At 66.1% G+C, this 23,877-nt stretch carries 23 protein-coding genes; 11 read left to right on the top strand and 12 right to left on the bottom strand.

Annotated features, from left to right (window positions below):
- The first annotated feature begins 101 nt into the window (after positions 1-101).
- Positions 102-1,061, top strand: a complete 960-nt coding sequence (locus ACEF39_RS06420; RefSeq protein ID WP_165376684.1) for an acetyl-CoA carboxylase carboxyltransferase subunit alpha — start codon at positions 102-104, stop codon at positions 1,059-1,061.
- Positions 1,062-1,385: 324 nt separating this feature from the next.
- Here the strand turns inward: ACEF39_RS06420 and ACEF39_RS06415 are convergent, their stop codons facing one another.
- The gene (locus ACEF39_RS06415; RefSeq protein ID WP_500287983.1) at positions 1,386-1,841 is read right to left on the bottom strand and encodes a CopD family protein; all 456 of its coding nucleotides are present in this window, start codon (positions 1,839-1,841) and stop codon (positions 1,386-1,388) included.
- 148 nt (positions 1,842-1,989) lie between these two features.
- On the opposite strand from ACEF39_RS06415, the gene ACEF39_RS06410 reads away from it, so the two are divergent.
- Positions 1,990-2,586, top strand: coding sequence for a class I SAM-dependent DNA methyltransferase (locus ACEF39_RS06410; protein ID WP_482995259.1), 597 nt, complete (start codon positions 1,990-1,992; stop codon positions 2,584-2,586).
- 86 nt (positions 2,587-2,672) lie between these two features.
- Positions 2,673-3,980: a polyhydroxyalkanoate depolymerase gene (locus tag ACEF39_RS06405; RefSeq protein WP_100464249.1), complete on the top strand. Its 1,308-nt coding sequence runs from the start codon at positions 2,673-2,675 to the stop codon at positions 3,978-3,980.
- Positions 3,981-4,093: 113 nt separating this feature from the next.
- Here the strand turns inward: ACEF39_RS06405 and ACEF39_RS06400 are convergent, their stop codons facing one another.
- Positions 4,094-5,083 carry a sensor domain-containing protein gene (locus ACEF39_RS06400; protein ID WP_500287361.1) on the bottom strand — a complete coding sequence of 330 codons (990 nt, stop codon included), beginning with the start codon at positions 5,081-5,083 and terminating at the stop codon, positions 4,094-4,096.
- Complete coding sequence (locus ACEF39_RS06395) at positions 5,080-5,445, bottom strand: PadR family transcriptional regulator (protein WP_099821443.1); 366 nt, start codon at positions 5,443-5,445, stop codon at positions 5,080-5,082. Before ACEF39_RS06395 ends, ACEF39_RS06400 begins: the two co-directional genes overlap by 4 nt.
- A gap of 220 nt (positions 5,446-5,665) precedes the next feature.
- Between ACEF39_RS06395 and ACEF39_RS06390 the strand changes: the two genes are divergently transcribed.
- Positions 5,666-6,133, top strand: coding sequence for a hypothetical protein (locus ACEF39_RS06390; RefSeq protein WP_346476556.1), 468 nt, complete (start codon positions 5,666-5,668; stop codon positions 6,131-6,133).
- A 130-nt stretch (positions 6,134-6,263) separates the two neighbouring features.
- Complete coding sequence (locus tag ACEF39_RS06385; protein ID WP_500287360.1) at positions 6,264-7,166, top strand: peptidylprolyl isomerase; 903 nt, start codon at positions 6,264-6,266, stop codon at positions 7,164-7,166.
- Between the two features lie 591 nt (positions 7,167-7,757).
- Here ACEF39_RS06385 and ACEF39_RS06380 read toward each other — a convergent pair.
- Positions 7,758-8,630: a DMT family transporter gene (locus tag ACEF39_RS06380; RefSeq protein WP_500287359.1), complete on the bottom strand. Its 873-nt coding sequence runs from the start codon at positions 8,628-8,630 to the stop codon at positions 7,758-7,760.
- Between the two features lie 116 nt (positions 8,631-8,746).
- Here ACEF39_RS06380 and ACEF39_RS06375 point away from each other — a divergent pair, with 116 nt between their 5' ends.
- Positions 8,747-9,691, top strand: coding sequence for a LysR substrate-binding domain-containing protein (locus tag ACEF39_RS06375; protein WP_108265809.1), 945 nt, complete (start codon positions 8,747-8,749; stop codon positions 9,689-9,691).
- Positions 9,692-9,760: 69 nt separating this feature from the next.
- Positions 9,761-10,054, top strand: coding sequence for a hypothetical protein (locus ACEF39_RS06370; RefSeq protein ID WP_500287358.1), 294 nt, complete (start codon positions 9,761-9,763; stop codon positions 10,052-10,054).
- A 42-nt stretch (positions 10,055-10,096) separates the two neighbouring features.
- Here ACEF39_RS06370 and ACEF39_RS06365 read toward each other — a convergent pair whose 3' ends face one another.
- Both ACEF39_RS06365 and ACEF39_RS06360 read right to left on the bottom strand, forming a co-directional pair.
- Entirely contained in the window at positions 10,097-10,909 is an 813-nt protein-coding gene (locus tag ACEF39_RS06365) for a DUF4349 domain-containing protein (protein ID WP_500287357.1), read from the bottom strand.
- Positions 10,906-11,262, bottom strand: coding sequence for a GFA family protein (locus ACEF39_RS06360; RefSeq protein ID WP_500287356.1), 357 nt, complete (start codon positions 11,260-11,262; stop codon positions 10,906-10,908). Before ACEF39_RS06360 ends, ACEF39_RS06365 begins: the two co-directional genes overlap by 4 nt.
- A gap of 112 nt (positions 11,263-11,374) precedes the next feature.
- On the opposite strand from ACEF39_RS06360, the gene ACEF39_RS06355 reads away from it, so the two are divergent.
- The gene (locus ACEF39_RS06355; RefSeq protein WP_500287355.1) at positions 11,375-13,183 is read left to right on the top strand and encodes a DUF885 domain-containing protein; all 1,809 of its coding nucleotides are present in this window, start codon (positions 11,375-11,377) and stop codon (positions 13,181-13,183) included.
- A gap of 119 nt (positions 13,184-13,302) precedes the next feature.
- On the opposite strand, the gene smrA is transcribed toward ACEF39_RS06355, so the two are convergent.
- Together smrA and ACEF39_RS06345 are read right to left on the bottom strand one after the other, a co-directional pair.
- Positions 13,303-15,135: a multidrug efflux ABC transporter SmrA gene (smrA, locus tag ACEF39_RS06350; RefSeq protein WP_500287354.1), complete on the bottom strand. Its 1,833-nt coding sequence runs from the start codon at positions 15,133-15,135 to the stop codon at positions 13,303-13,305.
- A 141-nt stretch (positions 15,136-15,276) separates the two neighbouring features.
- Positions 15,277-16,839, bottom strand: coding sequence for a serine hydrolase (locus tag ACEF39_RS06345; protein ID WP_500287353.1), 1,563 nt, complete (start codon positions 16,837-16,839; stop codon positions 15,277-15,279).
- Between the two features lie 110 nt (positions 16,840-16,949).
- On the opposite strand from ACEF39_RS06345, the gene ACEF39_RS06340 reads away from it, so the two are divergent.
- Together ACEF39_RS06340 and ACEF39_RS06335 are read left to right on the top strand one after the other, a co-directional pair.
- A complete protein-coding gene (locus ACEF39_RS06340; protein WP_500287352.1) occupies positions 16,950-17,393 on the top strand; it encodes a VOC family protein in 444 nt (147 codons plus the stop codon).
- On the top strand, positions 17,390-18,268 hold the full coding sequence (locus tag ACEF39_RS06335) for a DUF72 domain-containing protein (protein ID WP_500287351.1): 879 nt from the start codon (positions 17,390-17,392) through the stop codon (positions 18,266-18,268). Before ACEF39_RS06340 ends, ACEF39_RS06335 begins: the two co-directional genes overlap by 4 nt.
- Here the strand turns inward: ACEF39_RS06335 and ACEF39_RS06330 are convergent.
- Positions 18,189-18,806, bottom strand: a complete 618-nt coding sequence (locus tag ACEF39_RS06330) for a Pr6Pr family membrane protein (RefSeq protein WP_500287350.1) — start codon at positions 18,804-18,806, stop codon at positions 18,189-18,191. The two genes, ACEF39_RS06335 and ACEF39_RS06330, sit on opposite strands and share 80 nt — an antisense overlap.
- A gap of 77 nt (positions 18,807-18,883) precedes the next feature.
- Between ACEF39_RS06330 and ACEF39_RS06325 the strand changes: the two genes are divergently transcribed.
- Positions 18,884-19,831 carry a DMT family transporter gene (locus ACEF39_RS06325; RefSeq protein ID WP_500287349.1) on the top strand — a complete coding sequence of 316 codons (948 nt, stop codon included), beginning with the start codon at positions 18,884-18,886 and terminating at the stop codon, positions 19,829-19,831.
- A gap of 39 nt (positions 19,832-19,870) precedes the next feature.
- Here ACEF39_RS06325 and ACEF39_RS06320 read toward each other — a convergent pair whose 3' ends face one another.
- From ACEF39_RS06320 to ACEF39_RS06310, 3 genes are all read right to left on the bottom strand, one after another.
- Positions 19,871-21,031 carry an AAA family ATPase gene (locus tag ACEF39_RS06320; protein ID WP_500287348.1) on the bottom strand — a complete coding sequence of 387 codons (1,161 nt, stop codon included), beginning with the start codon at positions 21,029-21,031 and terminating at the stop codon, positions 19,871-19,873.
- A gap of 346 nt (positions 21,032-21,377) precedes the next feature.
- The gene (locus ACEF39_RS06315) at positions 21,378-22,100 is read right to left on the bottom strand and encodes a pseudouridine synthase (protein ID WP_500287347.1); all 723 of its coding nucleotides are present in this window, start codon (positions 22,098-22,100) and stop codon (positions 21,378-21,380) included.
- 34 nt (positions 22,101-22,134) lie between these two features.
- On the bottom strand, positions 22,135-23,799 hold the full coding sequence (locus ACEF39_RS06310) for a sensor domain-containing diguanylate cyclase (protein WP_500287346.1): 1,665 nt from the start codon (positions 23,797-23,799) through the stop codon (positions 22,135-22,137).
- Positions 23,800-23,877 lie beyond the last annotated feature (78 nt).

The raw sequence follows: 23,877 nt of genomic DNA, 5'->3' as shown, positions 1-23,877 counted from the left end.
GCCCGCCCCCACTGCGCTACCGTCGGTTTCCAGACGAAGGCGTACGGGCCGTTCCTGCGCATTCGGCTAGAATTCCCCTCTTCTTTACACGACGGCTTCCGATGAATCCGAACTACCTCGACTTCGAGCAACCCATCGCCGACCTGGAAGCCAAGATCCAGGAACTGCGCAACGCCAGTGCCGGGCCGGCGGTCAATGTCGAGGCCGAAGTGCACGCGCTGCAGGACAAGCTGCGCGTGCGTACCGCGCAGATCTTCCGCAACCTGACCTCGTGGCAGGTGCTGCAACTGGCCCGCCATCCGTCGCGCCCGTACACCGCCGACTACATCCGCATCATCTGCGATGAGTTCCAGGAACTGGCCGGCGACCGTGCCTTCGCTGACGACAAGGCGATCATGGGCGGCCTGGCCCGCATCAATGGCCGCTCGGTGATGGTCATCGGCCACCAGAAGGGCCGCGATACCAAGGAAAAGATCAAGCGCAACTTCGGCATGCCCAAGCCCGAAGGCTACCGCAAGGCGCTGCGCCTGATGAAGATGGCCGAGCGTTTCGGCCTGCCGGTGCTGACCCTGATCGATACCGCCGGCGCCTGGCCGGGCATCGATGCCGAGTCGCGCGGCCAGTCCGAAGCGATCGCGCGCAACCTGATCGAGATGGCCGAGCTGAAGGTGCCGATCATCTGCACCGTGATCGGTGAAGGCGGCTCCGGCGGCGCACTGGCGCTGGGCGTGGGCGACCGCACCGTGATGCTGGAATACGCGGTGTACTCGACCATCACCCCGGAAGGCTGCGCCTCGATCCTGTGGAAGGACGCCGGCAAGGCCAAGGACGCCGCCGAGCAGCTCGGCCTGACCGCGCCGCGCCTGAAGGGCCTGGGCCTGGTCGACAAGGTCGTGCGCGAGCCGACCGGCGGCGCCCACCGCAACCCGACGCAGATGGCCAAGCGGCTGAAGGCCGTGCTGCTGAACGAGCTGGAAGCGCTGGATTCGCTGTCCACCCAGGAGCTGCTGGACCAGCGCTACAAGCGCCTGCGCAGCTACGGCACCTACGAAGCTGCGTGATCGCTTCCTGACGTCGGATACGCAAAGAGCCGGGCAGACGCCCGGCTCTTTTGTTTGCGCCCTGACGGCATCCACGCATCGCGTGGATCTACCGGGTGCAGCTGCGGCTTTTGACGTTCGGGTCCGCCATGAGCGAGCCGAGCATCGCAGGGGAATCAGGGGCGAAGAGGCGCCGATGTTTGAGCGCAGCGAGTTCGGCGTCGTCCCCTGATTCACCGAGAAGCGCAGGGAACCGGCGCGCAGCGCCGGCGAGCGTTCGGCGGCGTGTTCTTTGGTTACTTTCTTGCACGAGCAAGAAAGTGACATGTTCGAACGCGCGGGATCTCAGAACGGCTTGGCCAGCACCAGCCAGACGATCGGGATGAAGGCCAGCAGCGGGATCTCGTTGATCCAGCGCAGCGCGCGCGAGGACGGCAGCGCCCTGCCCTTGGCCACACCCTTGAGCAGGCGTCCGATCCAGATGAAGTACGCCAGCAGCACCACCACCAGGCCCAGCTTGGCATGCAGCCAGCCCGCCCCGTCCTGGGCGACCATGGTCGGGAAATCCGGAATCACCTTGTAACCCAGCCACAGCACCAGGCCGAGCACGAATGCCAGGCCGAACATCGAATGGCCGAAGCGGTACAGGCGCATGCCCATCAGCTGCAGGCGCTCGACCACCGCCGGCTGCCCCGCCGTCTCGGACAGGTTCACCAGGATGCGCGGCAGGTAGAACACCGTGGCCATCCACGCCACCACGAACACGATGTGGAAGGTCTTGACCCAGTAGTAGCTCTGCATGCGCTCGCTCCGGCGGCTGGCGTGGATGTCCGCCATTCTCGCATGTCGTGATGAGGCCACCGCATGCGCAACCGCCGCGACACATCGACGCATGGTGTGCTGCAACGCCGTACGATAGGCGCCGATTTCACGACCGCAGCCGAACGCCATGGACAAGACCTACGACGCCGCCTACTTCCAGCGCTGGTACCGCCGCGCCGACATCGGTGGCAGCGCGCGCCTGGCGCGCAAGGTCGCCCTCGCCGTAGCGACGGCCGAGTACTACCTGGAACGACCGATCCGCAGCGTGCTGGACATCGGCTGCGGCGAAGGCGCCTGGCGCGCGCCGCTGCTGAAACTGCGTCCGAAGGTCGACTACCTCGGTTTCGACAGCAGCGAGTACGCTGTGCGCCGCTACGGCCGGACCCGCAACCTGCACCTGGCCAGCTTTGGCGATTTCGCCTGGCTGCGACCCTGCGCCCCGGTCGATCTGCTGGTCTGTTCGGACGTGATGCACTACGTGCCCAACCGCGAACTGCGCGCGGGCCTGGCCGGTGTCGCCGAGCTGACCGCAGGGGTGGCGTTCCTGGAAACCTTCGCTGCCGAAGATGAATTCGAGGGCGACCATGACGGCTTCCAGTCGCGTCCGGCCCGCTGGTACCGGCGCGAGCTGACGCGCCAAGGCCTGCAGGCAGTCGGGTCCCACCTCTGGCTGGGGCCAGCACTGGCCGGTGAAGCAGCCGCGCTGGAGCAAGCGGCCCGCTGAATAGGGCCAGTGAGTCTGCTTAACGTCCGGGACAGTCGGATGCGCTATGCTGCGCGGCAACATAAGACCATACATATTCGGTCGGCATGCTCTATCAACTGCACGAACTGACCCGCAACCTGCTCGCCCCCTGGGTGCACCAGGCCCAGGCCAACGCCAAGTTCTTCGCCAACCAGGGACACTGGTGGTCGCAGATGCCCGGCGCTGATCGCCTGGCGGCGGTCAATGAGCTGTTCCATCGCATCGGCAAGGATTACGAGAAGCCCGAATGGGGCATCAACGAAATCGAAGTCGAGGGCGAGCGCGTGCCGATCGTGGTGCACGAGGAACTCAGCAAGCCGTTCTGCAAGCTGCTGCGCTTCAAGCGCCACAGCAATGAAGCCGACCAGCTGCACACCATGCTCAACCAGCCGTTCGTGCTGGTGGTGGCGCCGTTGTCGGGCCATCACGCCACGCTGCTGCGCGACACCGTGCGCACGCTGCTGCGTGACCACCGCGTGTATGTGACCGACTGGGTCGACGCGCGCATGGTGCCCGGCAGCGAAGGCGAGTTCGGGCTGGACGACTACATCGCCTACATCCAGGAGTTCATCCGCCATCTCGGCGTCGAGCGCCTGCACGTGGTCAGTGTCTGCCAGCCGACCGTACCGGTGCTGGCCGCAGTTTCATTGATGGCCAGCCGCGGTGAACCGACGCCGCGCACGCTGGTGATGATGGGCGGCCCGATCGATGCGCGCTGCAGCCCGACCGCGGTCAACAATCTGGCCACGCAGAACCCGCTGTCGTGGTTCGAGAACAATGTCATCCACACCGTGCCGGCCAGCTATCCCGGTGCCGGTCGCCGCGTGTATCCCGGCTTCCTGCAGCACGCAGGCTTTCTGTCGATGAACCCGAGCCGCCACTTCAGTTCGCACTGGGATTTCTACACCGACCTGGTGAAGGGCGACCTGGAGGATGCCGACGCGCATCGCAATTTCTACGACGAGTACAACGCCGTGCTGGACATGCCGGCCAAGTACTATCTGGACACCATTTCCGTGGTGTTCCAGGACTTCCTGCTGCCGCGTGGCGAATGGGTGGTCAACGGCGAGAAGGTCGATCCGTCGGCGATCCGCGATACCGCACTGCTGAGCATCGAAGGCGAGCTGGACGATATCGCCGGCCTCGGCCAGACCGAAGCGGCGCAGTCGCTGTGCACCGGCATTGCTGCTGACCGCCGCGAGCATTTCATCGTCGAAGGCGCGGGCCACTACGGCATCTTCAGCGGCCGCCGCTGGCGCGAAGTGGTCTACCCGAAGGTGCGTGACTTCTTCGCCGCGCATGCCGAAGCACCGGCAGCGAAGGCCACGAAGAAGAAGAGCAACGTCACCCCGCTGCGCCGCAAGGCGGGGTAACCCCGCTGGAACCGGGGTCGGATCCCTTTCCCACGGAAAGGGCTCTGACCCCAGCGCGAGCGGATGCAGGGTCAGAGCCCTGTTCTGCGAACAGGGATCCGACCCCTGGCCTCCTACAACCGCACCAGCAGGTTCTTGGCCAGCATGCCGTGCAGCTTGCCGATGCCGCGTGCCAGGTGCATCGTCAGCAGCAACAACAACACGCCCACCGCTGCAACCACGATGGCCACCAGCGGCGACGCCGCCAGCGGCAGCACGTTCACGTCGTCGATATAGATGCCGGGGATATCGCCACTGAAGATCGCCGCCACCGGTGCCCAGATCAAACCCAGCGACAGCGACAGCAACGTCACCGCGATGGTGAAGTAGATGATGCCGAGCGGCAGCATCAGCACGAAGTACAGCAGGGTCAGCCAGGTGCGGCCATCGGTGAACATGTCACCGATACGCTGCAGCCAGCTGCGGCTGCGGTCGGTGTACTGCGGCCGACGCGGCATGCGCTCGCCCAGCAGCGCTTCCACCAGCCGCCCCTCCAGCAACGCCAGTCCACGCACCGAGCCGAAGAACAGCACGGTCAGCGGAACGCCGATGATCAGGATCAGCAGGCCCAGCGACAGCGACAGGCCGGTGACCACCCAGGTGAAGAAGAAGATGCCGGTGGCCAGCGACAACAGCATGTAGCACAGCGCGCCGTAGGTGTGCGGGTCGGTCACCACGCCGAAGAAGCGCGCCAGCAGCGAACGCTGCACGGGCGCTGCCGGCTGCGCCGCCGGCGCAGCACCGCTGGCCTCGGCCGCTGCACGCAGCATCGGGCCCGTGTCGGCCCGCGGCGTACGCAGCGCGCGGTTCACCGTGAGCTCGGTTTCGCGATAGATTTCCGCCACCTCGTCCGGTGCACCGTAGCTGCCGGCGACGTCGGCGATGACCTCGGCTTCGCTGCGGCCGGGTTGCGCTGCCAGTTCAGAGCGCAGGTATTCCTCAGCGTCGTACAGGGCGTCCTGCACCATCGCCGGATCGGCACCGTCCAGCGCCGCACGCAACTGCGCCAGATACTGCGGAATGGTGCTGGGCAGACTGTTGCCTGCCAGGTTCAGGTCGTTCATTGCGGTACCCCCTCCAACACGGAATCGACGGAATCACGGGTGTCACGCCAGGCCTGGCGCCATTGCTCCAGCACCTCCCGGCCACGCGCGTTGATGCGGTAGTAGCGGCGCGGCGGCCCGCTGCTGGACGGTTCCACATGGCTTTCCAGCAGGCCGGCGCCCTCCAGGTTGCGCAGTACCGGGTACAGCGCGCTCTGCTTGCCGCTCAGCACGCCCTCGCCCACCCGCTCCAGCTCCTTGGCAATGAGGTAGCCGTACAGCGGCTCCCCGGCCCGGGCCAGCACCGCCAGCAGGGCCAGCGACACCGTTCCGGCGCTGAGCTCCTTCTGGAACTTCTTCAGGTGGACATCGTCCTCGGACATGACCGGCCCTCCACTACGTTGAAGTCCACAGTAGTGCGAAGTTCGGTATAGCGAATGTGTCGTTAGTCACTCTGCCGGTTGGCGAGGGTCGGCCGACCATCTGGCCGGCAGGCCCATTGGCTTGCTTGCCCCTCTGCGAGCCGCGGCATACCGTCGTCTTCCAACAGCGCAGCGGCTGATCCAGCTCCTGCGAGCACGACGATCCCGGGACTATCCACTTATGACTGAGTTTTATTATTGCGACTTCTGGTTTGGCGCAAAGAAGTCCGCCCGAAACATAATCAGTGAATCCGAAGCCAAATCGAGACATGAGAGCCAGGCTCGCTATACGGTTCTCGTTGGCTCTCCCACCACGCCATCAGTGATTGTCGATGTGCTGTTGGACAAAGACATGATTGGCGTCGACTTTCTGGATGAACATCTAAGGGAGCGCCTGACGTATCAGTTCCAGCAAGTAGCACCGGGAAATCTGTTCCTGAGCATGGCGGTACATAGAACGTTCGCTGAAAAGAGTGACAGCATTGCTGAAGGAACCTGCTATATCTTCAACGAAGATGGTCGGCTCTTCATAGAGAAATTCTCGCCCCATCATGTGGAAGAGTGTTCAACTACGCACGACCCAATAGGCAACTACGAGCCTGTACCTGTCTTCGGCCATTACTCCGGTCTAATTGCAGAAGAAAGATAGACGTTGATGCCAGGCCGATTGGATCGGCCAAGAGGCGGCGCGCAGGCTGACGCGAATGCCCCGCATGTCACTTGGCGATACGGTATCTCGTCGCGCAGAATCGAAGCCTCGTTCATGCTCCGGGGATCCCATGCCGCACCGTCGCCGTCTTGCCCTGACCACCCTCGCCCTGGCCTGCCTGCTGCCCGCCCTGGCCAGCGCCGCCACGCCCTACCGCAGCCCGCAGCAGATCCTCGATGCCTCGGCGGCCAGCGACTGGCGCACGCCGGACCCGGCCAACCTGCTGTACATGGACCTGCCCGCCGGGCGCGTGATCATCGAGCTGGCGCCGCAGTTCGCCCCGCGCCATGTCGCCAACATCCAGACCTTCGCCCACGAGCACTTCTGGGACGGCACCAGCATCTACCGCTCGCAGGACAACTTCGTGGTGCAGTTCGGCGATGCCGACGCCGATGACGCAGCCAAGGCCAGGCCGTTCGGCAGCGCCGCGCGCAAGCTGCCGGCCGAGTTCGAGCGCGCCAGCGCCGGCCTGAAGGTCAACGTGCTGCCGGATCGCAATGGCTGGGCCGCGCAGACCGGCTTCGTCGATGGCTTCCCGGTCGGTCAGGACCCGCAGGCCGGCAAGGCCTGGCTGGCGCACTGCTACGGCATGCTGGGCGCCGGCCGCAGCAACGAGGAAGACAGCAGCATTGGTGCCGAACTGTACGTGGTGACCGGCCAGTCACCGCGCCAGCTGGACCGCAACATCACCTTGGTTGGTCGCGTGCTGAAGGGCATGGAACTGCTCAGCGCAACGCCGCGCGGACCGGCACCGATGGGCTTCTACGCCGACCCGAAGCTGCGCACGCCGATCGTATCGATCCGCCGTGCCAGCGATGTGCCGGTGGCCGAGCGCACGCCCATCCAGGTGCTGCGTACCGACTCGAAGACCTTCATCGATACGGTGGAGGCACGCCGCAATCGCGTGGATGATTTCTACAAGCGTCCGGCGGGGCATATCGACCTGTGCAATATCCCGGTGCCGGTGCGGTAGGTGCCTGGCTTCCTGCGCGTGGCGCGTGCTGAAGGTGCTTCACTGTTCATGGGCGTTACTTTTCTTTGTACGCAAAGAAAAGTAACCAAAAGAAACGTTCCGCCGGCCGCGAGCCGGTGCTGCGCACCGGTACCCTGCGCTCCTCGGCCCGTCGAGGGACGGCGCGGGAACTCGCTGCGCTCAAACACCCGCGTCTCTTCGCCCTCGCCGGACCTGCGGTGCTCGGCTCGCTCAAGGCGGACTGGAAGATCAAGACCAACAGCAAGAGCATCCACGCATGGCGTGGATCTACTGGGTACAGCTGCGGCCTTTGATCTTGGGTCCGCCTTGAGCGAGCCGAGCATCGCAGGGGAATCAGGGGCGAAGAGGTGCCGATGTCCTGTAGAGCCGACTGTTAGTCGGCTGACTTCTGCGCACCGTCCCCTGATTCACCGAGAAGCGCAGGGGACCGACGTGCGAAGCACGGCGGCTCGCGGCGGCGGCGTGTTTCTTTGGTTACTTTCTTTGCACGAGCAAAGAAAGTGACACCTCTCCGCAGGCGCGGAAAAGGGCTGCCGGGCAGCGCCCGGCACTAGCCGTGTGTCGGCGCCCTCAGCCCTTCTGGCTGACGGCCACGCTACCCAGAATCAACGCACCGGCAATCAACATCTGCACCGTCACCGCTTCGCCCAGGAACAACCAGGCAAACGCCGCACCGAACAACGGAACCAGGTAGGTCACCGTCGATGCACGCGACGGGCCGATGCGACCGATCAGGCGATAGAACATCAGGAAGGCGAACCCGGTGCAGACCACGCCCAGCGCGATCGCCGCGCCCCATGCCTTGCCCGGAATCGGCCCCTGCGGCAGATGCGTGAGCGCCATCGGCAACAACCACAATGAGGCGCACGACAACGTGGCAGCGGCGGCCGCAGCCGAGGGCAGACCGGTCATGTGCCGCTTCACCAGGTTCACGCCCAGGCCGTACAGCAGGGACGCCGCCGCACCGGCCAGCACGGCCGTGCCGATGCTCAACCCCGAGATCTTGGCCGTGGCCAGCACCACCACGCCGGCAAAACCGACCAGCAGCGCGCCGGCACGGCGCACACCGATCTTCTCGCCGAAGAACAGGAACGCGATCAACGCGGCGAACAGTACCGTCATCGCATTGCAGATCGCCCCGATGGCGGCCGGCGCACGCTCTGCGGCGTAAGCGAACAGCACGAACGGCAATGCCGAATTGACCAGGCCGATCGGTGCCAGCCACAGCCAGCGGCGCGGCGGAAACTGCGCGCGTGCGCGCCACAGGAACGGCAGCAGCACCAGTGCGCCCAGCACCAGCCGCACCTCGACCAGGGCGAACGGGCCAAACGAGGGCACCGCCACCCGCATGAACAGGAACGAACAGCCCCAGATCGCGCCGAGCAGGGTCAATTCCAGGGGTGTGCGCCAATCTCGCTCGTTCGCCTGGGGTATCGCATTCATGTGCTGTGTCCGTCCGCCATCGCGGTGCTGGTCTGGCCACACAGGATCGACCGCAGACGCCCGCTGCACAAGCGCGTAGTATCGCTGCCAGCCACAAATATGGCTTGAGGCTGGACATGCTGCTACGCCCTTCCCTGCTCCCCGCACTGGCCGTATTCGCGGTCGCCGCGCGCCACCAGAACTTCGCTCAGGCGGCGCAGGAACTGCATCTGACCGCCAGCGCGGTCAGCCATCACGTGCGCCGCCTGGAAGAGGTGCTGGCCACGCGCCTGTTCCTGCGTCATGCGCGCGGGGTACGCCTGACGGCCGAAGGCCGGCAGTTGGCCGACGCCGCCAGCGCCGCGTTCACCGATGTCGCCGCCGTCGCCCACCATCTGCAGCCGGACGCGGACAGCGTGCCGCTGCGGATCGCTACGCTGCGCTCCTTGTCGTATTGCTGGTTGCTGCCGCGGTTGCCGCGTTTCACCCAGGCCCATCCACACATCCGCATCGAACTGCACACCGGCAGTGGGCTGGACCGTTACGATGAAAACGGCCCGGAGGTCGGCATCCGCTATGGACTGGGCCAGTGGCCCGGACTGCACGCGCAGCACCTGATGGACGACAACCTCTTTCCCGTTGCGTCCCCGGCGTTGCCCGGTGTCGAAGCACTGGAAGACCCGGCACGCATCGCCGGATTGCCGCTGCTCAGTGATCTGTCACCACAGGGCTGGCGCGACTGGTTCCGCCACGCCGGCGTGCGCCCGCCGTCGCCATTGCCGGCGATGCACACCTTTGCCGACAGTACCGACGCGATGCGCGCGGCGGTGTATGGCATGGGCGCGGTGCTTGCCCGCACCCACGTCGCCCAGCCCTATCTGCAGCGCTATGAGCTGGTGCGCCTGCCTGGCCCTGCCCTGAAGGCACGCTACGCCTACTATGTGGTGCACGCCGAAGGGCGGCCGCCCAGCCCTGCCGCGCGGCTGTTCATCGACTGGTTGCTGGGCCAGGCGCAGGACGAACGCACGCCGGTTCCCGCGTTGCCCGATAGCCTGCTGGGGCGCCCGAGCACACCCGGCTGACTGCGCCCTCACCCGGTCTTTGCCCGGCGCTGGCTAGGCTGCAGACGAACCCCACAACGTGCTTCCGCCATGGCCCTGCTGCGACTGCGAATTACCGGAACCGAAGACGATGCCCGCTCCATCAGCGACCTGCTGCTCGGCCTGGAAGGCATCGAACACGTCGAAGAGACCGACGACCTGATGCCGCACATGGATGACGATGATTCCAGCTCGGCCGGACTGTCCGACGACATCGGCCCGGGCACCCACGAACTGGAAGTGGAAGTGGGCAACGAAAGCACCGCACAGAAGGTGCGCGATGCAGTGCAGGAACTGGCGCTGGAACTGGATGTGTTCGTCGAATACGAGACCGACGAAGGCTGATCCGCAGGAATGCCGGCCAGCGGCCGGCACTACCTGTTCCGGTCAGGTTTTCGGCGGCAGCTTACGGCGGCGACGACGGATCAGTGCGCGGACGATCCAGGCCATCACCAGCGCCACCAGACCCACCGGCAGCAATGCCGCCGCTGCGCGGATCAGGAATGCCACGCTGGTGCTGAGGATACTGCCCGACTCGCTCAGGGCTTCGCCGATCTCGCTGCGGCTGCGCTGGCCCGAGGTGGTATCGAAATGCATCGTCACCAGCTGCGTATCAATGCGCCTGCGCTGCTGGGCGGCGTCCTTGGTGGCCTGCTCCACACCCGCCTCGATCTCCGACAGGCGCGTAGTGATCGCCATCAGGTCCTCGATCTTCAGATCACCGCGGTCCTGGTAGGACAGCAAGCGCGCGTGCTCCTTCTCCAGCCGGGCCTTGGTCAGCGCGGTGTCGGCCACCTGCTGGGCCAGGTCCTCGGCACGCGTGTTGCGCGCCTGCAGCTTGCCACCTTCGCCGGCCAGGCCGATCAGCGATTCCACGCCCTTCGGCGCGATGCGTACCTTGACTTCGCCACTGGGCTGTTCGCCACTGCGCTGATCCACCTGCAGCACCGCGCACTCACCGAACTTCGCGTTCTGGCACGCCTGTGCGACCTGCTGGATACGCGGCGCGATCTGCGCCGCTTCCAGCTGCACCTGCACATCGTGTTCATAGGCCAGGAAAGCGCCTTCAGGCGAGGCTACGCCCGCTTCGGCGGCACCACCGGCATCGGCGGCGCTCTCACTCTGTTTGGCACAGGCAGCCAACACCAGCAGCAATGCCGGCACGATCAGCACGCGCGTCCACACGCGGCGTGCGGTCATCGCGACGCTCCGTCGAACGCGGTGATCGACAATCCAGCCAGCTCAACCTGTGGCAGGCAGCGCACGTTGATCGCCACCATCGGCAGGCCACTGCGCGGATCCACCGCCTCGCTGTACGGCGCGGTGCCGCACGCGCGGCAGTGATGGTGATCGATGTTGTGGGTGTTGAACTGGTAGGTCGCCACGTCGGCGATATCGGTGCCCAGCTGGAACGCCTCGCGCGGGGCGAACCAGAGCAGGCTGCCGCGGCGGCGGCACATCGAGCAGTTGCAGTCGATGACGTCCTTGATGGGGACATCAGCCCGCACGGTGAATGCGATCCTGCCGCAATGGCAACTTCCCTGGTATTCCATGTCCTGCGCTCCGCTGGAGGGTCCTTGTGTGCGCCCATGGTAATCCTATGGCACGGGGACAAAGCAGCCCCGGGGGCCTATGCTCGTGGATTGACCCCGTACAGGAATGCCGATGCGCCCGCATCTTCTTGCCCTCGCCCTCGTCGCCGCCCTCGCCGGTTGCCAGCCGGCCGATGCCCCGACCAACGGTTCCACCCCGGCCGCCGGCCAGCAGGCCGGTGATGCGGCGGTCGATGCCGCCTTCGCCGACCTGTCCAAGCGCGCCCTGGACACCTGGATGCAGCTGTCCCCGGTCAGCGCCACCCAAATCGGCGACCACCGCTATGACAGCGAGATCGACGACCTGAGCGCGGCCGGCCAGCAGAAGACCGTGGACGCCTACAAGGGCCTGCTGGGCGAGCTGGACAAGATCGAGGTGGCCAAGCTGGGCCGCGAGAACCAAGTGGATGCCGCGATCCTGCGCAACCAGCTGCAGTCGGAAATCTGGAATGCCGAGGTGATGCAGTCCGGCAAGTGGGACCCGCAGCTGTACAACGGCATTGCCGGCAGCGCGATCTACGGCCTGATGGCGCGCGAGTTCGCACCACTGCCCGATCGCCTGAAGTCGGCTACCGCGCGCATGGAAAAGCTGCCGGCGATCTTCGCCCAGGCCCGCGAGAACCTGGATCCGGCACGCGTGCCGAAGATCCATGCCGAGACCGTGGCCAAGCAGAACAAGGGCATCCTCAGCATCGTCGATACCTTCATCACCCCGCACATCGGCGAGCTGCCGCAGGCAGATCAGCAGCGCCTGCAGGCCGCCATCGACGGCCTGAAGAAGGCCGTGGACGAGCAGCAGACCTGGCTGGACAAGACCCTGGTGCCGAACGCCAAGGGCGACTTCCGCATCGGTGCGGAAAAGTACGACCAGAAGCTGAAGTTCGCGCTGAATTCCTCGCTGTCGCGGCAGGAGATCGGTGAGCGTGCACGCGCCGAACTGAAGCGCGTGCGCGAGGACATGTACGGCATCGCGCAGACCGTGCTGAAGGACAAGCCGGGCGCACCGGAAATGCCCGCGCAGCCGAGCGACGAGCAGCAGCAGAAGGCGATCGAGGCCGCGCTCGAGCTGGCCTACGCCGACAAGCCGGCGCGCGACAAGGTGGTCGACGATGCCAAGGCCGCACTGGAGCAGTCCACCGCGTTCGTCCGCGAACACGACCTGATGACCCTGCCGGACGCGCCGGTGGACATCATCCTGATGCCGGAATTCCAGCGTGGTGTGGCCGTGGCCTATTGCGATTCACCGGGCCCGCTGGACAAGAACCTGAAGACCTTCTACGCCGTCTCGCCGATTCCCGATGACTGGAACGACAAGCAGGTCGATTCGTTCCTGCGTGAGTACAACTCGCGCATGATCCATCTGCTGAGCATCCACGAAGGCACCCCGGGCCACTACCTGGAAGGCTGGCATTCGGCCAAGTTCCCCTCCACCCTGCGTGCGGTGCTGCGTTCGGGCCTGTTCGCCGAAGGCTGGGCGGTCTACACCGAGCGGATGATGCAGGAGCAGGGTTATCTCAACAACGATCCGCTGTTCCACCTGGTGCAGCTGAAGTTCTACCTGCGCACGATCTCCAACGCGATCCTCGACCAGGGCGTGCACGTGGACAACTGGGATCGCGAGAAGGCGATGCACCTGATGACCCACGACGCCTTCCAGCAGGAAAGCGAAGCCTCGGGCAAGTGGGTGCGCGCGCAGCTGACCTCGGCTCAGCTGCCGACCTACTTCGTCGGTGCACAGGAACACTTCGACACCCGCAAGGCGATGCAGGACAAGCTGGGCGACAAGTTCAACCTGAAGGCCTACCACGACCAGATGCTGTCCTACGGCGCACCGCCGGTGCGTTTCGCGCGCCAGCTGATGCTGGACCAGCCGATCGAGTGATGGATCGGGTGTGAGCTGAACGCAAACGGCCCGGGGAGACCCGGGCCGTTTTCATCTGTGTTGTACGGCATCCACGCGTGGCGTGGATCTACTGTTGCTCAGCCACCGTCCGGGGGCCGTCATTGATCGGCTGCCACGAACCCACCGGTCTGCCGCGCCCACAACCGCGCGTACAGGCCGCCGGCCTCGATCAGCTCGGCATGGGTACCGGTCTCGACGATGCGGCCCTGGTCCATCACCACCAGCCGGTCCATCCGCGCGATGGTCGACAGGCGATGGGCGATCGCGATCACCGTCTTGCCACCCATCAGTTCGTCCAGGTTGTCCTGGATCGCCGCTTCCACTTCCGAGTCCAGCGCCGAGGTCGCCTCGTCCAGCACCAGGATCGGGGCGTCCTTCAGCAGCACGCGGGCAATGGCGATGCGCTGGCGTTGGCCACCGGACAGCTTCACGCCGCGTTCGCCGACGTGTGCGTCGTAGCCACGACGCCCTTCGCCGTCGACCAGCGTATCGATGAACGCCTCCGCGCGCGCCTTCGCCACGGCCGCGCGCAGTTGCGCGTCGGTGGCGTCGGGACGGCCGTACAGCAGGTTGTCGCGGATCGAACGGTGCAGCAGCGAGGTGTCCTGGGTCACCACACCGATCTGATGGCGCAGGCTTTCCTGGGTGACGTAAGCGATGTCCTGGTCGTCGATCAGGATGCGTCCGCTTTCTAGGTCGTACAGCCGCAGCAACACGTTCACCAGGGTCGACTTGCCGGCACCGGAGGGGCCGACCAGGCCGATCTTCTCGCCCGGCTTCACCACCAATTCCAAGCCAGCAATCACGCCGCCCTTCTTGCCGTAATGGAAATGGACATCCTGGAAGTGCACACCGCCACGTGTCACCTGCAGCAGCACCGCATCCTCGCGGTCCTGCACGGTCAGCGGCTGGGCGATGGTGGTGATGCCATCCTGTACGGTGCCGATGTCCTCGAAGATGCCGTTGATGGTCCACATGATCCAGCCGGACATGTTGTGGATGCGGATCACCAGACCGGTCGCCAGGGTGATCGCGCCGACGGTGATGTGCCCGCCGTTCCACAGCCACAGCGCAAGTCCGCAGGTACCGGCGATGAGGAACCCGTTGACGATGGCGATGGTCAGGTCCATGCCGGTGGTGATCCGGGTCTGTGCGCGGTGCTTGACCGCCAGTTCCTGGATCGAATCGGCCACGTAGGCCTGTTCACGGCCGCCGTGGGCGAACAGCTTCAGCGTGGGAATGTTGGTGTAGCCGTCGACGATGCGCCCCATTGCCTTGGAGCGCGCCTCTGACGCGATCCAGGCCCGTTCCTTCGCGCGCGGCACGAAGTAGATCATGATCACCACGTAAGCCAGCAGCCAAAGGATCAGCGGCACCATCAACCGCCAGTCGGCCTGCGCGAACAGGTACAGCGCGGTGCCGGTGTAGACCACGATGTACCACAGCGAATCGACCATCTGCACCGCCGACTCGCGCAGCGAGGTGCCGGTCTGCATCACCCGGTTGGCCATGCTGCCAGCGAAGTCGTTCTGGAAGAAGCTCAGGCTCTGCCGTACCACGTAGTTGTGCATCAGCCAGCGCGAACGATTGCTCAGGCCCGGCACGATGGCCTGATTGACCAGCAGGTTGTGCAGGCCGACCAGGATCGGGCGCGCGATGACGGTGATGAACAGCATCCAGCCCAGGGTATCGGCATGGCGCTGGAAGAAGTCCGCGCCGGGCTGCTCGGCAACCATGTCGACAATGCGACCAAGGAAATCGAACATCGCCACTTCCACCAGCGCCAGCAGCAGGCCGGCGATCAGGGTGGCCAGCAGCACCGGCCACACCGGCCGCAGGTAGTGCAGGTAGAACGGCACCACGGTGCGCGGCGGCATGCGCCCGTCAATGGGCGGAAACACCGGGATCAGGGATTCAAACCAACGGAACATCGCATTCCCTCGCCATCAATAGCCGGCAAAGTATCCCACGCCTCGTGTGTACGCCGGCCGACGATCTCCCCCGGTTCCGGTACGCTCTGGTAGTCGCCCACCTTGGTGGGCGCTCTACCGCATGCCGACCAAGGTCGGCATCTACCGGGCCGTGGGGGTGAACAGCAGATCCTGGAAATCGAAGCTGAAATCGGTCAGGTCGGAGATCGGCTGCATGCGCACCTCGCGCACTTTTCCATCCGGGTCCAGGCTGAAATTCACGAACGCATCGGCATTGAGCGAGCGGTCGTCCCAGCGCACGATGAAGGTGTCGTGCTGCCAGTGTTCCATGCGACCACTCAGCTGTGCGGTCTTCGCAAAGCGCAGGCGCAGGCCCTTGCCTTCTGCCGTCACCACCATGTCGCCATACCAGCGGTCGCGGTAGGTGGCCGCATACCCGGCCAGCGGCAACGACGGCCTGCTGCCCTTGTCACGCTCGGCCTGGTGCTTGGCCCACGCTTCGTCGGCCTTGTCCTGGCCCTTGGCCACGCCCTTGGCATAGGCATCCACCCAGTCGTGCTTTTCACCGCCCAGGTAGGCATCCAGCACGCTCAGCGTGATCGCATTGAAGGCTGCACCCACTTCCTGGTTGGTCAGCACCACCACGCCCAGCTTCTCGCCCGGCACCAGCGTCAGCCGCGAAACCATGCCTGGCCAGCCACCGGTGTGCCAGACCAGCTTCTGCCCGCGATAGTCGCTCAGGCTCCAGCCCTCGCCATAGCCGGCAAAGTTGGCCCGCGCCGGCGCCAGCTCCGGCACGCTCGGCGCCGGAATCGTCTGCGGCGTGATCATCTGCCACATCTGCTGCTGGCTCTTGGCAGTGAACAGCGCAGTGCCATCGGCCAGCTTGCCTTCGGCCAGCTGCACCTGCATCCAGCGTGCCATGTCGTGGGCACTGGAATAGATGCCACCGGCACCGGCGTTGTTCGACCAGGTCAACGGCGCAACCGTCCGCAGATCCTTGAAATCGTACTTGGCGTGACCGACCGCAGCGTTGTCGCCGGCCTTGAGGTGATCGGCGTTGTAGCGCGTGCCGGTCATCCCGACCTTGTCGAAGATGCGCGTCTGCAGGAACTGCTGGTAGCTCATGCCCGAGACGTGCTCGATCACCTGCTGGGCGACCGCATACAGGATGTTGTCGTAGGCATAGCGCTCGCGGAAACCACCTTTCAGCGGCACCTGGCCGAGGCGCTGCACGACGTCGGCATTGCTGTAGGAGGTGGTCGGCCAGAACAGCAGGTCGCCTGCCCCCAGGCTGAGTCCGCTGCGATGTGAAAGCAGGTCGCGGATGGTCATCTGCCCGGTCACGAACGGATCGGACATGCGGAACGATGGCAGGTGGTCGATCACCTTGTCGTCCATCTTCAGCTTGCCGTCCTCCGCCAGCAGATTCAGCGAGGTGGCGGTGAAGGCCTTGGTGTTGGAGGCGATGGCGAACAGGGTATCGGCCTCGACCGGCGCCGGCTTGCCCAGTTCACGCACGCCCCAGCCACGTTCCAGTACCACCTGCCCGTCCTTGACCACGGCCACGGCGATACCGGGCACGTCGAACTGCGCACGCACGCGCTCGACGGTCGCATCCAGTTCCTGCAGCTGCTGCGGGGTCGCCGCATTGCCCATGGTCGTGCACGCAAGCAGCACGGCTCCTCCGATCCAGGTTTTCATCCAGCACCATCTCCGAACAGGGGTAGCGGCCATGTGCAGGCCGTCACCGGGGTTTCGCGCGATGGTAACGGTCCCGGGTGCAGCCTGCCCTGTGCCATAGGAGGGGTGTCATGGGTGCGAACGGCCAGAGCAGCAACGGCTCCGCCATCATTCCGTGCCTGCGCTACCGCGATGCGTTGGCCGCCATCGACTGGCTGCAGCGCGCGTTCGGTTTCCACGCGCAGGCCGTCTATGCCGACGGCGATACGGTGCACCACGCACAGCTGGTGTTCGGCCAGGGCATGATCATGCTCGGATCTGCCAGCAACAGCGGCGAATGGGCGAAGCTGGCAGTGATGCCCGATGAGGTTGGCGGCCGGCAGACCCAGAGCGCCTGCGTGATCGTCACCGATGTCGACGCCCACTACGCCCGGGCCCAGGCCGCGGGTGCGCGCATCGTCATCGACATCGCCGACCAGGCCTACGGTGGAAGGGGCTATGCCTGCGCCGACCCGGAAGGCTACCTGTGGTGGTTCGGCAGTTACGATCCGTGGCGGGCGGAACACTCGCAATGACGGCACGATCAGCATCTGCGCTGCCGGTGCGCTGCGGTATCGGCGGCTGGGTGTTCCCGCAATGGCGTGGCGGCGCCTTCTATCCTCCAGGATTGATCCAGCGCGAAGAACTGGCCTACGCCAGTCGCGCGTTGCGCTGCATCGAGATCAACGGCACCTTCTACCGCACCCCGACAGCGGCCCAGTGTGCGCAATGGGCCGCGCAGACACCGGACGGCTTCCGCTTCTCGATGAAGGCGCCGCGCCATCTGGTGCAGCGCCGGGATCTGTCGTCCACGGTCGAGGCGGCTGGCTCGTTCCTGCAGGCAGCCATCGCTCTCGGCGACAGGCTCGGCCCCTTGCTCTGGCAGTTCGACCCGCAGCACCCGGCCGATGCCGAGGCGCTGGACACCTTCATGGCACGGCTGCCACAGCAACTGGATGGAACGGTGCTGCAACATGCGCTGGAGGTACGCAACGCCGGCGTCCATGGGCCGGAACTGGTCGAAGCGGCGCGCCGGCATGGCGTGGCCCTGGTGATCGAAGACAGCGACGAGTCACCGTTGCACGGCGACATCACCGCCGGCTTCGTCTATGCACGGATCAAACGCAGCCAGGCCAGGCTGACCGAAGGTCTTCCCCTGCCGATGCAGCAGCGCTGGGCCGGTCGCGCGCAGTGCTGGGCCCGAGGCGAGATAGTGGACGACCTGCCTTGCCTGGCCCCATCGGCCCCTGCCGCGCCGCGCGAGGTCTACCTGCTGTGCATCGGCGCCGGCAAGGCACGCAACCCAGCGGCGGCGATGGCGCTGCAACGGCTCATCGACGGCGCCAGCGATCCACGGCCCACAGCAGTGTCCAGCCCAGCACAAACACCCCGCCGACGCGCAGCACGCTGAGGCCGAACGCACGCGAACCGATCCGCTGCACTTCCAGGAACGGATACGGTGCGCTGCCCAGCCACGAGGCCGTGAGCATCGCCCAGCCCAGGTAGGCCAGCGGCACCAGCAGGACAGCGCCCAACGCACGCCAGCGCAGGCCACCATGAGGCAGCAGCCCCACCCAACCAGCCAGATACAGCAGCGGCACCACGTAGTGCAGACCGGCATCGGCCCACCATTGCAGGCCAGTTGGCTGCCACAGCCCCTGCAGCGCCAGCAGATAGATCAGGCCGGTGACGCCGATGCACAGTGCAAGGGTGGCGGCCACCGTCGGTCGCAGGGCGCGGCCGCGGCAGAGCCATACGCAGCCCAGGCACACGGCCAGATTGCTGAGGATGGTGAAGTAGCTGAGGAAGCGCAGGCTCGCCACGCCGATGCCCAGGCTGGCACCCACACCGCGCAGCAGCAGGGCAAACTGCAGCAGCAGCGATGCGGCCGCGACCAACGCGGTCAACAGCGCCCAGCCGCGCAGCAGGAAAAAACGGGCAGCAGGCATGCACGGCTCCCTCGTGGCAACGCCGCGAGCATGCCACAGGCATCGCCCGCCGATGCGCCTTGCCTCACAATACGCCGATGAGCACACCCGACACCCGCAAAGCCCTCTGGCAGATCCACTTCTGTGTCCTGCTGTGGGGCGTCACCGCCATCCTCGGCAAGCTCATCACCCTGCCGGCGCTGCCGCTGGTGTGGTGGCGGATGTTGCTGGTGGTGGCAATGCTGGCACTGCTGCCGCGGGTCTGGCGCGGCCTGCGCACGTTGCCGCTGCGGCTGGTCGCCGGCTATGCCGGCATCGGCGCGCTGGTCGCGCTGCATTGGCTGACGTTCTATGGCGCGGTGAAGCTGGCCAATGCCTCGGTTGCCGCGACCTGCATCGCCCTGGCACCGGTGTTCACGTCGATCATCGAACCGTGGGTGGCCAAACGCCCGTTCCAGATGCGCGAACTGGCCTTCGGCCTGGCCGTGCTGCCCGGTGTCGCGCTGGTGGTGGGCGGCGTGCCCGACGGCATGCGCATGGGCGTGCTGATCGGCGCGCTCTCGGCCTTGCTGGTGGCGGTGTTCGGCTCGCTCAACAAGCGTATGGTCAGCCATGCCGATCCGCTGACGGTAACCGCGCTGGAGCTGGGCGCCGGCACCATCACCCTGACCCTGCTGGCACCGCTGATGCCGTACCTGCTGCCGGCACTGGCCAGCCCGTTGTGGATCGTTCCGGATCTGCACGACGGCATCCTGCTGCTGGTGCTGGCCGGTGTCTGCACGCTGCTGCCGTTCGCTTTGGCCCTGGTCGCGCTGCGCCATCTCAGCGCCTACACCGTGCAGCTGGTCACCAACCTGGAACCGGTCTACGCCGTGGTGCTGGCCGTGGTGCTGCTGCGCGAGCAGCATGAAGTCACCCCGTGGTTCTACCTGGGCGTGGCGATCATCGTCGGTGCCGTGTTCCTGCATCCGCTGCTCAACCGCCGCAAGCCCGTGCAGCATCCGGAGATCCTCGGCACATCCGAAGCGCGCAACATCGCCGATTGAGTGCGTCCGCGCATTGCGCGGATTTTCCCGGTACCCGTCTCAGCGCTGCGGCCAGTGCCAGGCCGGCGCATCCAGCAGACCCTGCCCACTCAGCAGCGTCCGCCCATGCTCCTTGTGCAGGTGCATCGAATGGCATTGCGGCGCCTGTTCCAGCGCGGCGATCAAGCGCGTGGCATGCGATACGACCCAGACCTGGCTGCGCGCACTGGCGGCGATGATCAACCGTGCCAGCGCCGGCAGCAGATCCGGATGCAGGCTGGTCTCCGGCTCGTTGAGCACCAGCAGTGGCGGTGGCCGTGGCGTATGCAGCGCTGCGGCAAGCAACAGGAAGCGCAACGTGCCATCGGACAGTTCGGCCATAGACAGCGGCCGCAGCAGACCGGGCTGGTGGAAGCGCAGCGCGAGCCGGCCATCCAGTTCCTCGAAGCTGACCGTCGCCCCGGGGAATGCATCATCGATACTGCGCGCCAGCGCCTGCGGATCGCCGATTTCCAGAATCGTCACCCACGCGGCGGCAAGGTCGCGGCCGTCGTGGTGCAGCACCGGGGTACGGGTCGCCATCGCCGGTTGTCGCGCCGGCGCATCGGCATCGCTGCGGAAGTGGTCGTAGAAGCGCCAACGCCGGATGTACTCGCGCAAGGTGATGGCTTCCGGCATGCGCTGCGGATCGCCCACCTGGGTGAACAGGCTGTCGAACAGCGAAAGATGGTCGTCCACCAGGTCCCAGCCGCGCGCGTGCCGCTGCCGCACCAGCGCACCGCGGCGGTCGACCAGCAGATTGGCGCTGCGCAGGAACGGGCCCGCCCAGATCGCTTCGGCCTTGATCTGCGGATCCAGCGCGAAGGCCGATCGACTCGGCGGCGGATAGCCGAGGTCGATGGCGTAGCCGAATTCATCGGTGGCAAAGCCCAGTTTGAGCCCCACCGATTCCTGCCGCGCCCCGCCCTGCAGCGGGATCTCGCCAGCCAGCACGCGGCGGTCGATCTTTTCCGGTCCGGCCCACAGCGCCGAACCCAATCCACCCTCCCGGGCGAGCACCGCTGCAACGCCACCCTGCGCGGTTTCCGCCAGCAGGCGCAGCGCGCGGTACAGGCTGGATTTGCCACTGCCGTTGTCGCCGGTGACGACGTTGAGCCGCTGCATCGGCAGCACCAGCCCATGCAGTGATCGGTAGTTGGCGATGGCCAGGGTCTGCAGCATGGTCGACGTCCTTGCAGTGAGACGTTGAGGGTGCCGTACGGGTTTCGCAATGGCTGCGACTGCATGCAATGCAATGCCCGGGCAATACACACAGGGCGTGGATCTACTGGTGCATCCACGAGCGTTCGCGTTCGGAATCGAGGGCCCGGTAGCGTTACAGCGCCTCCAGGTGCAGGGCTTCGTTGGCGGGCCTGTCGGGCTTGAGGATGCAGCGTCGCGTTCCGGCAGGTCACCGCAAAGCCGAACTGATGCAGGCGCGCAATCTGCTTTCTGGTAGTGCCGGCCGCTGGCCGGCAACCGTACAGCGCCAGGCTGCCGGCCAGCGGCCGGCACTACCTGCAGTTCGTTACCAGTCCTGCTGCTGCGGCAACAGGCCGTGCAGCTCCTGCTCGGTCAGGTTGCGCCACTGGCCAGGCTTCAGTGCACCGATCTTGATGTTGTCGATGCGCACCCGGCGCAGCTGGGTCACGCGGTAGCCGAACTCGGCCGACATCAATCGGATCTGCCGGTTCAGGCCCTGCTGCAGGGTGATGCGGAAACCGAACTTGGCGATCCGCGAGGTCTTGCACGGCAGCGTCATCTGGTCATGGATGCGCACGCCGCGGGCCATGGCGCGCAGGAATTCGTCGGTGACCGGCTTGTTCACCGCCACCAGGTATTCCTTCTGGTGGCCGTTTTCGGCGCGCAGGATCTGGTTGACGATGTCGCCGTTGCTGGTCATCAGGATCAGGCCTTCCGATTCCTTGTCCAGGCGGCCGATCGGGAAGATGCGCTGTTCGTGGCCGACGAATTCGACGATGTTGCCCTTCACCGTGCTTTCGGTGGTGCAGGTCACGCCTACCGGCTTGTTCAGCACGATGTACACGTGGCGGCGGGCGCCCGGCTTGCGGGCAGTGCGAACGCGCAACGGCTGGCCGTCGACCAGCACCTTGTCATCCTCGCCGACCACCGCGCCGGTGCCGGCGGCATGGCCATTGACGGTGACCCGGCGGGCGGTGATCAGACGATCGGCCTCGCGACGGGAGCAGAAGCCGGTGTCGGCGATATATTTGTTGAGTCGGGTGGTCATCGCCCCATTATCCGGCATCGCCGCCCTTCCCGCCTCATGCCGTGGTCAACGGATCTCCGGTCTCGCCATCGAACACCCGGTTGCGGCCGCTGCGCTTGGCCACGTACATGGCGTGGTCGGCGCGTCGCAGCAACGCGGCCAGGTCATCTTCGGCCGGCCGCCACTGTGCCAGGCCGATGCTCGCGGTCACCTCCAGACCTGGCACCTGCAGGCCCTGGCAGGCCTCGGTGATGCGCTGGCGCAGGCGTTCCAGGCGGGCGGCAGCGATCTCCCGCGGCATTCCCGGCAACAGCAGCAGGAACTCCTCGCCGCCCATCCGCACCACCTGGTCCTCGCTGCGTACAGCAGCGCGAAGCGCGCGGGCCACTGCCACCAGCACCTGGTCGCCGATCTCATGGCCATGGCGATCGTTGATGTCCTTGAACAGATCGATATCGAGGAAGCCGATCACCAGCGGCCCCCTCTCACGCTCGCCGCCCTGCAGATGCTGGGCCAGCTGATGCAGGCCGGCGCGGCGGTTGGGCAGGCCGGTCAGCATGTCGGTCTCGGCGAGCTGGCGCATTTCATCACGCTGCTGGCGCAGCCGGCCCAGGCGCAGGTTGAGCGCGTAGGCCGCCATCATCAGCAGCCAGGTGACTGCCAGCTGCAGGGCCTCCACCCGGTACGCCATCAGCCAGTGCGCGCTGGCGGCGTCGGCCACGATCAGCACCAGCATCGGCGCCAGTGCCGCCAGCCCCGCCAGCGACCAGACATCGCCGCGCAGGCGGGCCCAGATGCCCATCGCCAACGACAGTGCGCAGCCGACGATGAAACTCCACTGCAGGACCTGCGCAACCACGCCCAGTCCGTCGCGCTGCAACCACGGCACCGCTGCCGCCAGCATGAGCAGCGACCACAACACCAGCTGCTGGCCCACGCGCGAACGTGGCAGCACCCGGTCGCCGCCGTTCAGGCGCCACAATGCCGGCAATACCAGCGCCTGGGTTGCCGCAGTCAACGCCAGCAGCCACCCGTCACCGCGTCCGCCGACCCGCAGCCAGGGTTCGGGATAGCCGCTTAGGCCACCGAGGATCGACTGCCACAGCACCAGCACCAGGGTGGCGCCGATGTACATCAGGAAACTGCGGTCGCGGGTGGTCAGATAGGCCATCAGCGCCGACAGCGCCAGCGCGATTGCCACGGCAATGCAGGCGGCACGCACCAGCAGCCGGGCAGTGTCGTTCTGCTGTACCGGGCTGGGCGCGCCCAGCTGCAATGTCGGCACCCAGCGTGCCTTCAGCGGCGTCTGCCAAGAGACCACGAAGGGTTCGTGGCTGCCGGCAGCGGGTACCGCGACCATGCCGATGCCCGCACGGAAGCGCGAATCGCGGGTGCGCGCATCCTGCATGTTGCCGCAGATCTCGCGGTCACCGTGCTGCAACCGCACTTCGCCGGCAAAGACATTGAAGACATCCAGCGCCTGCGGCTGCCCGGACCAGCCTTCTGGCGGTGCATTCACCCGAGTCTGCTGGCGCGGCCCGGCCAGCATCTCCGGCGTACACGCGCGATGGGGCGTAGGTTCAGCCGTCGCGGTGCCGACCAGAAGGTAATCGCGGCCAGCGTCGACGCTGCGCGCGTGGCCCAGCCATGGCAATGCCAACCACACCAGCAGCAGGACAAGCACCGCCCCTGTTTCGAAACGCACCTGCCTGCCGCCCACGCCACGTCCTGTTACTGCTTACGTCCGCGCCCACTGCGCGTCGCCCCTGGCGGCATTATCGCAGTCGAAGGCACCGCC

This window comes from Stenotrophomonas indicatrix (genome assembly GCA_041545745.1).
In the GTDB taxonomy this organism is placed as follows: Bacteria; Pseudomonadota; Gammaproteobacteria; order Xanthomonadales; family Xanthomonadaceae; genus Stenotrophomonas; species Stenotrophomonas indicatrix_A.
The sequence above is the reverse complement of the archived record's forward strand: the minus strand, read 5'-3'. Positions and strand labels throughout refer to the sequence as shown.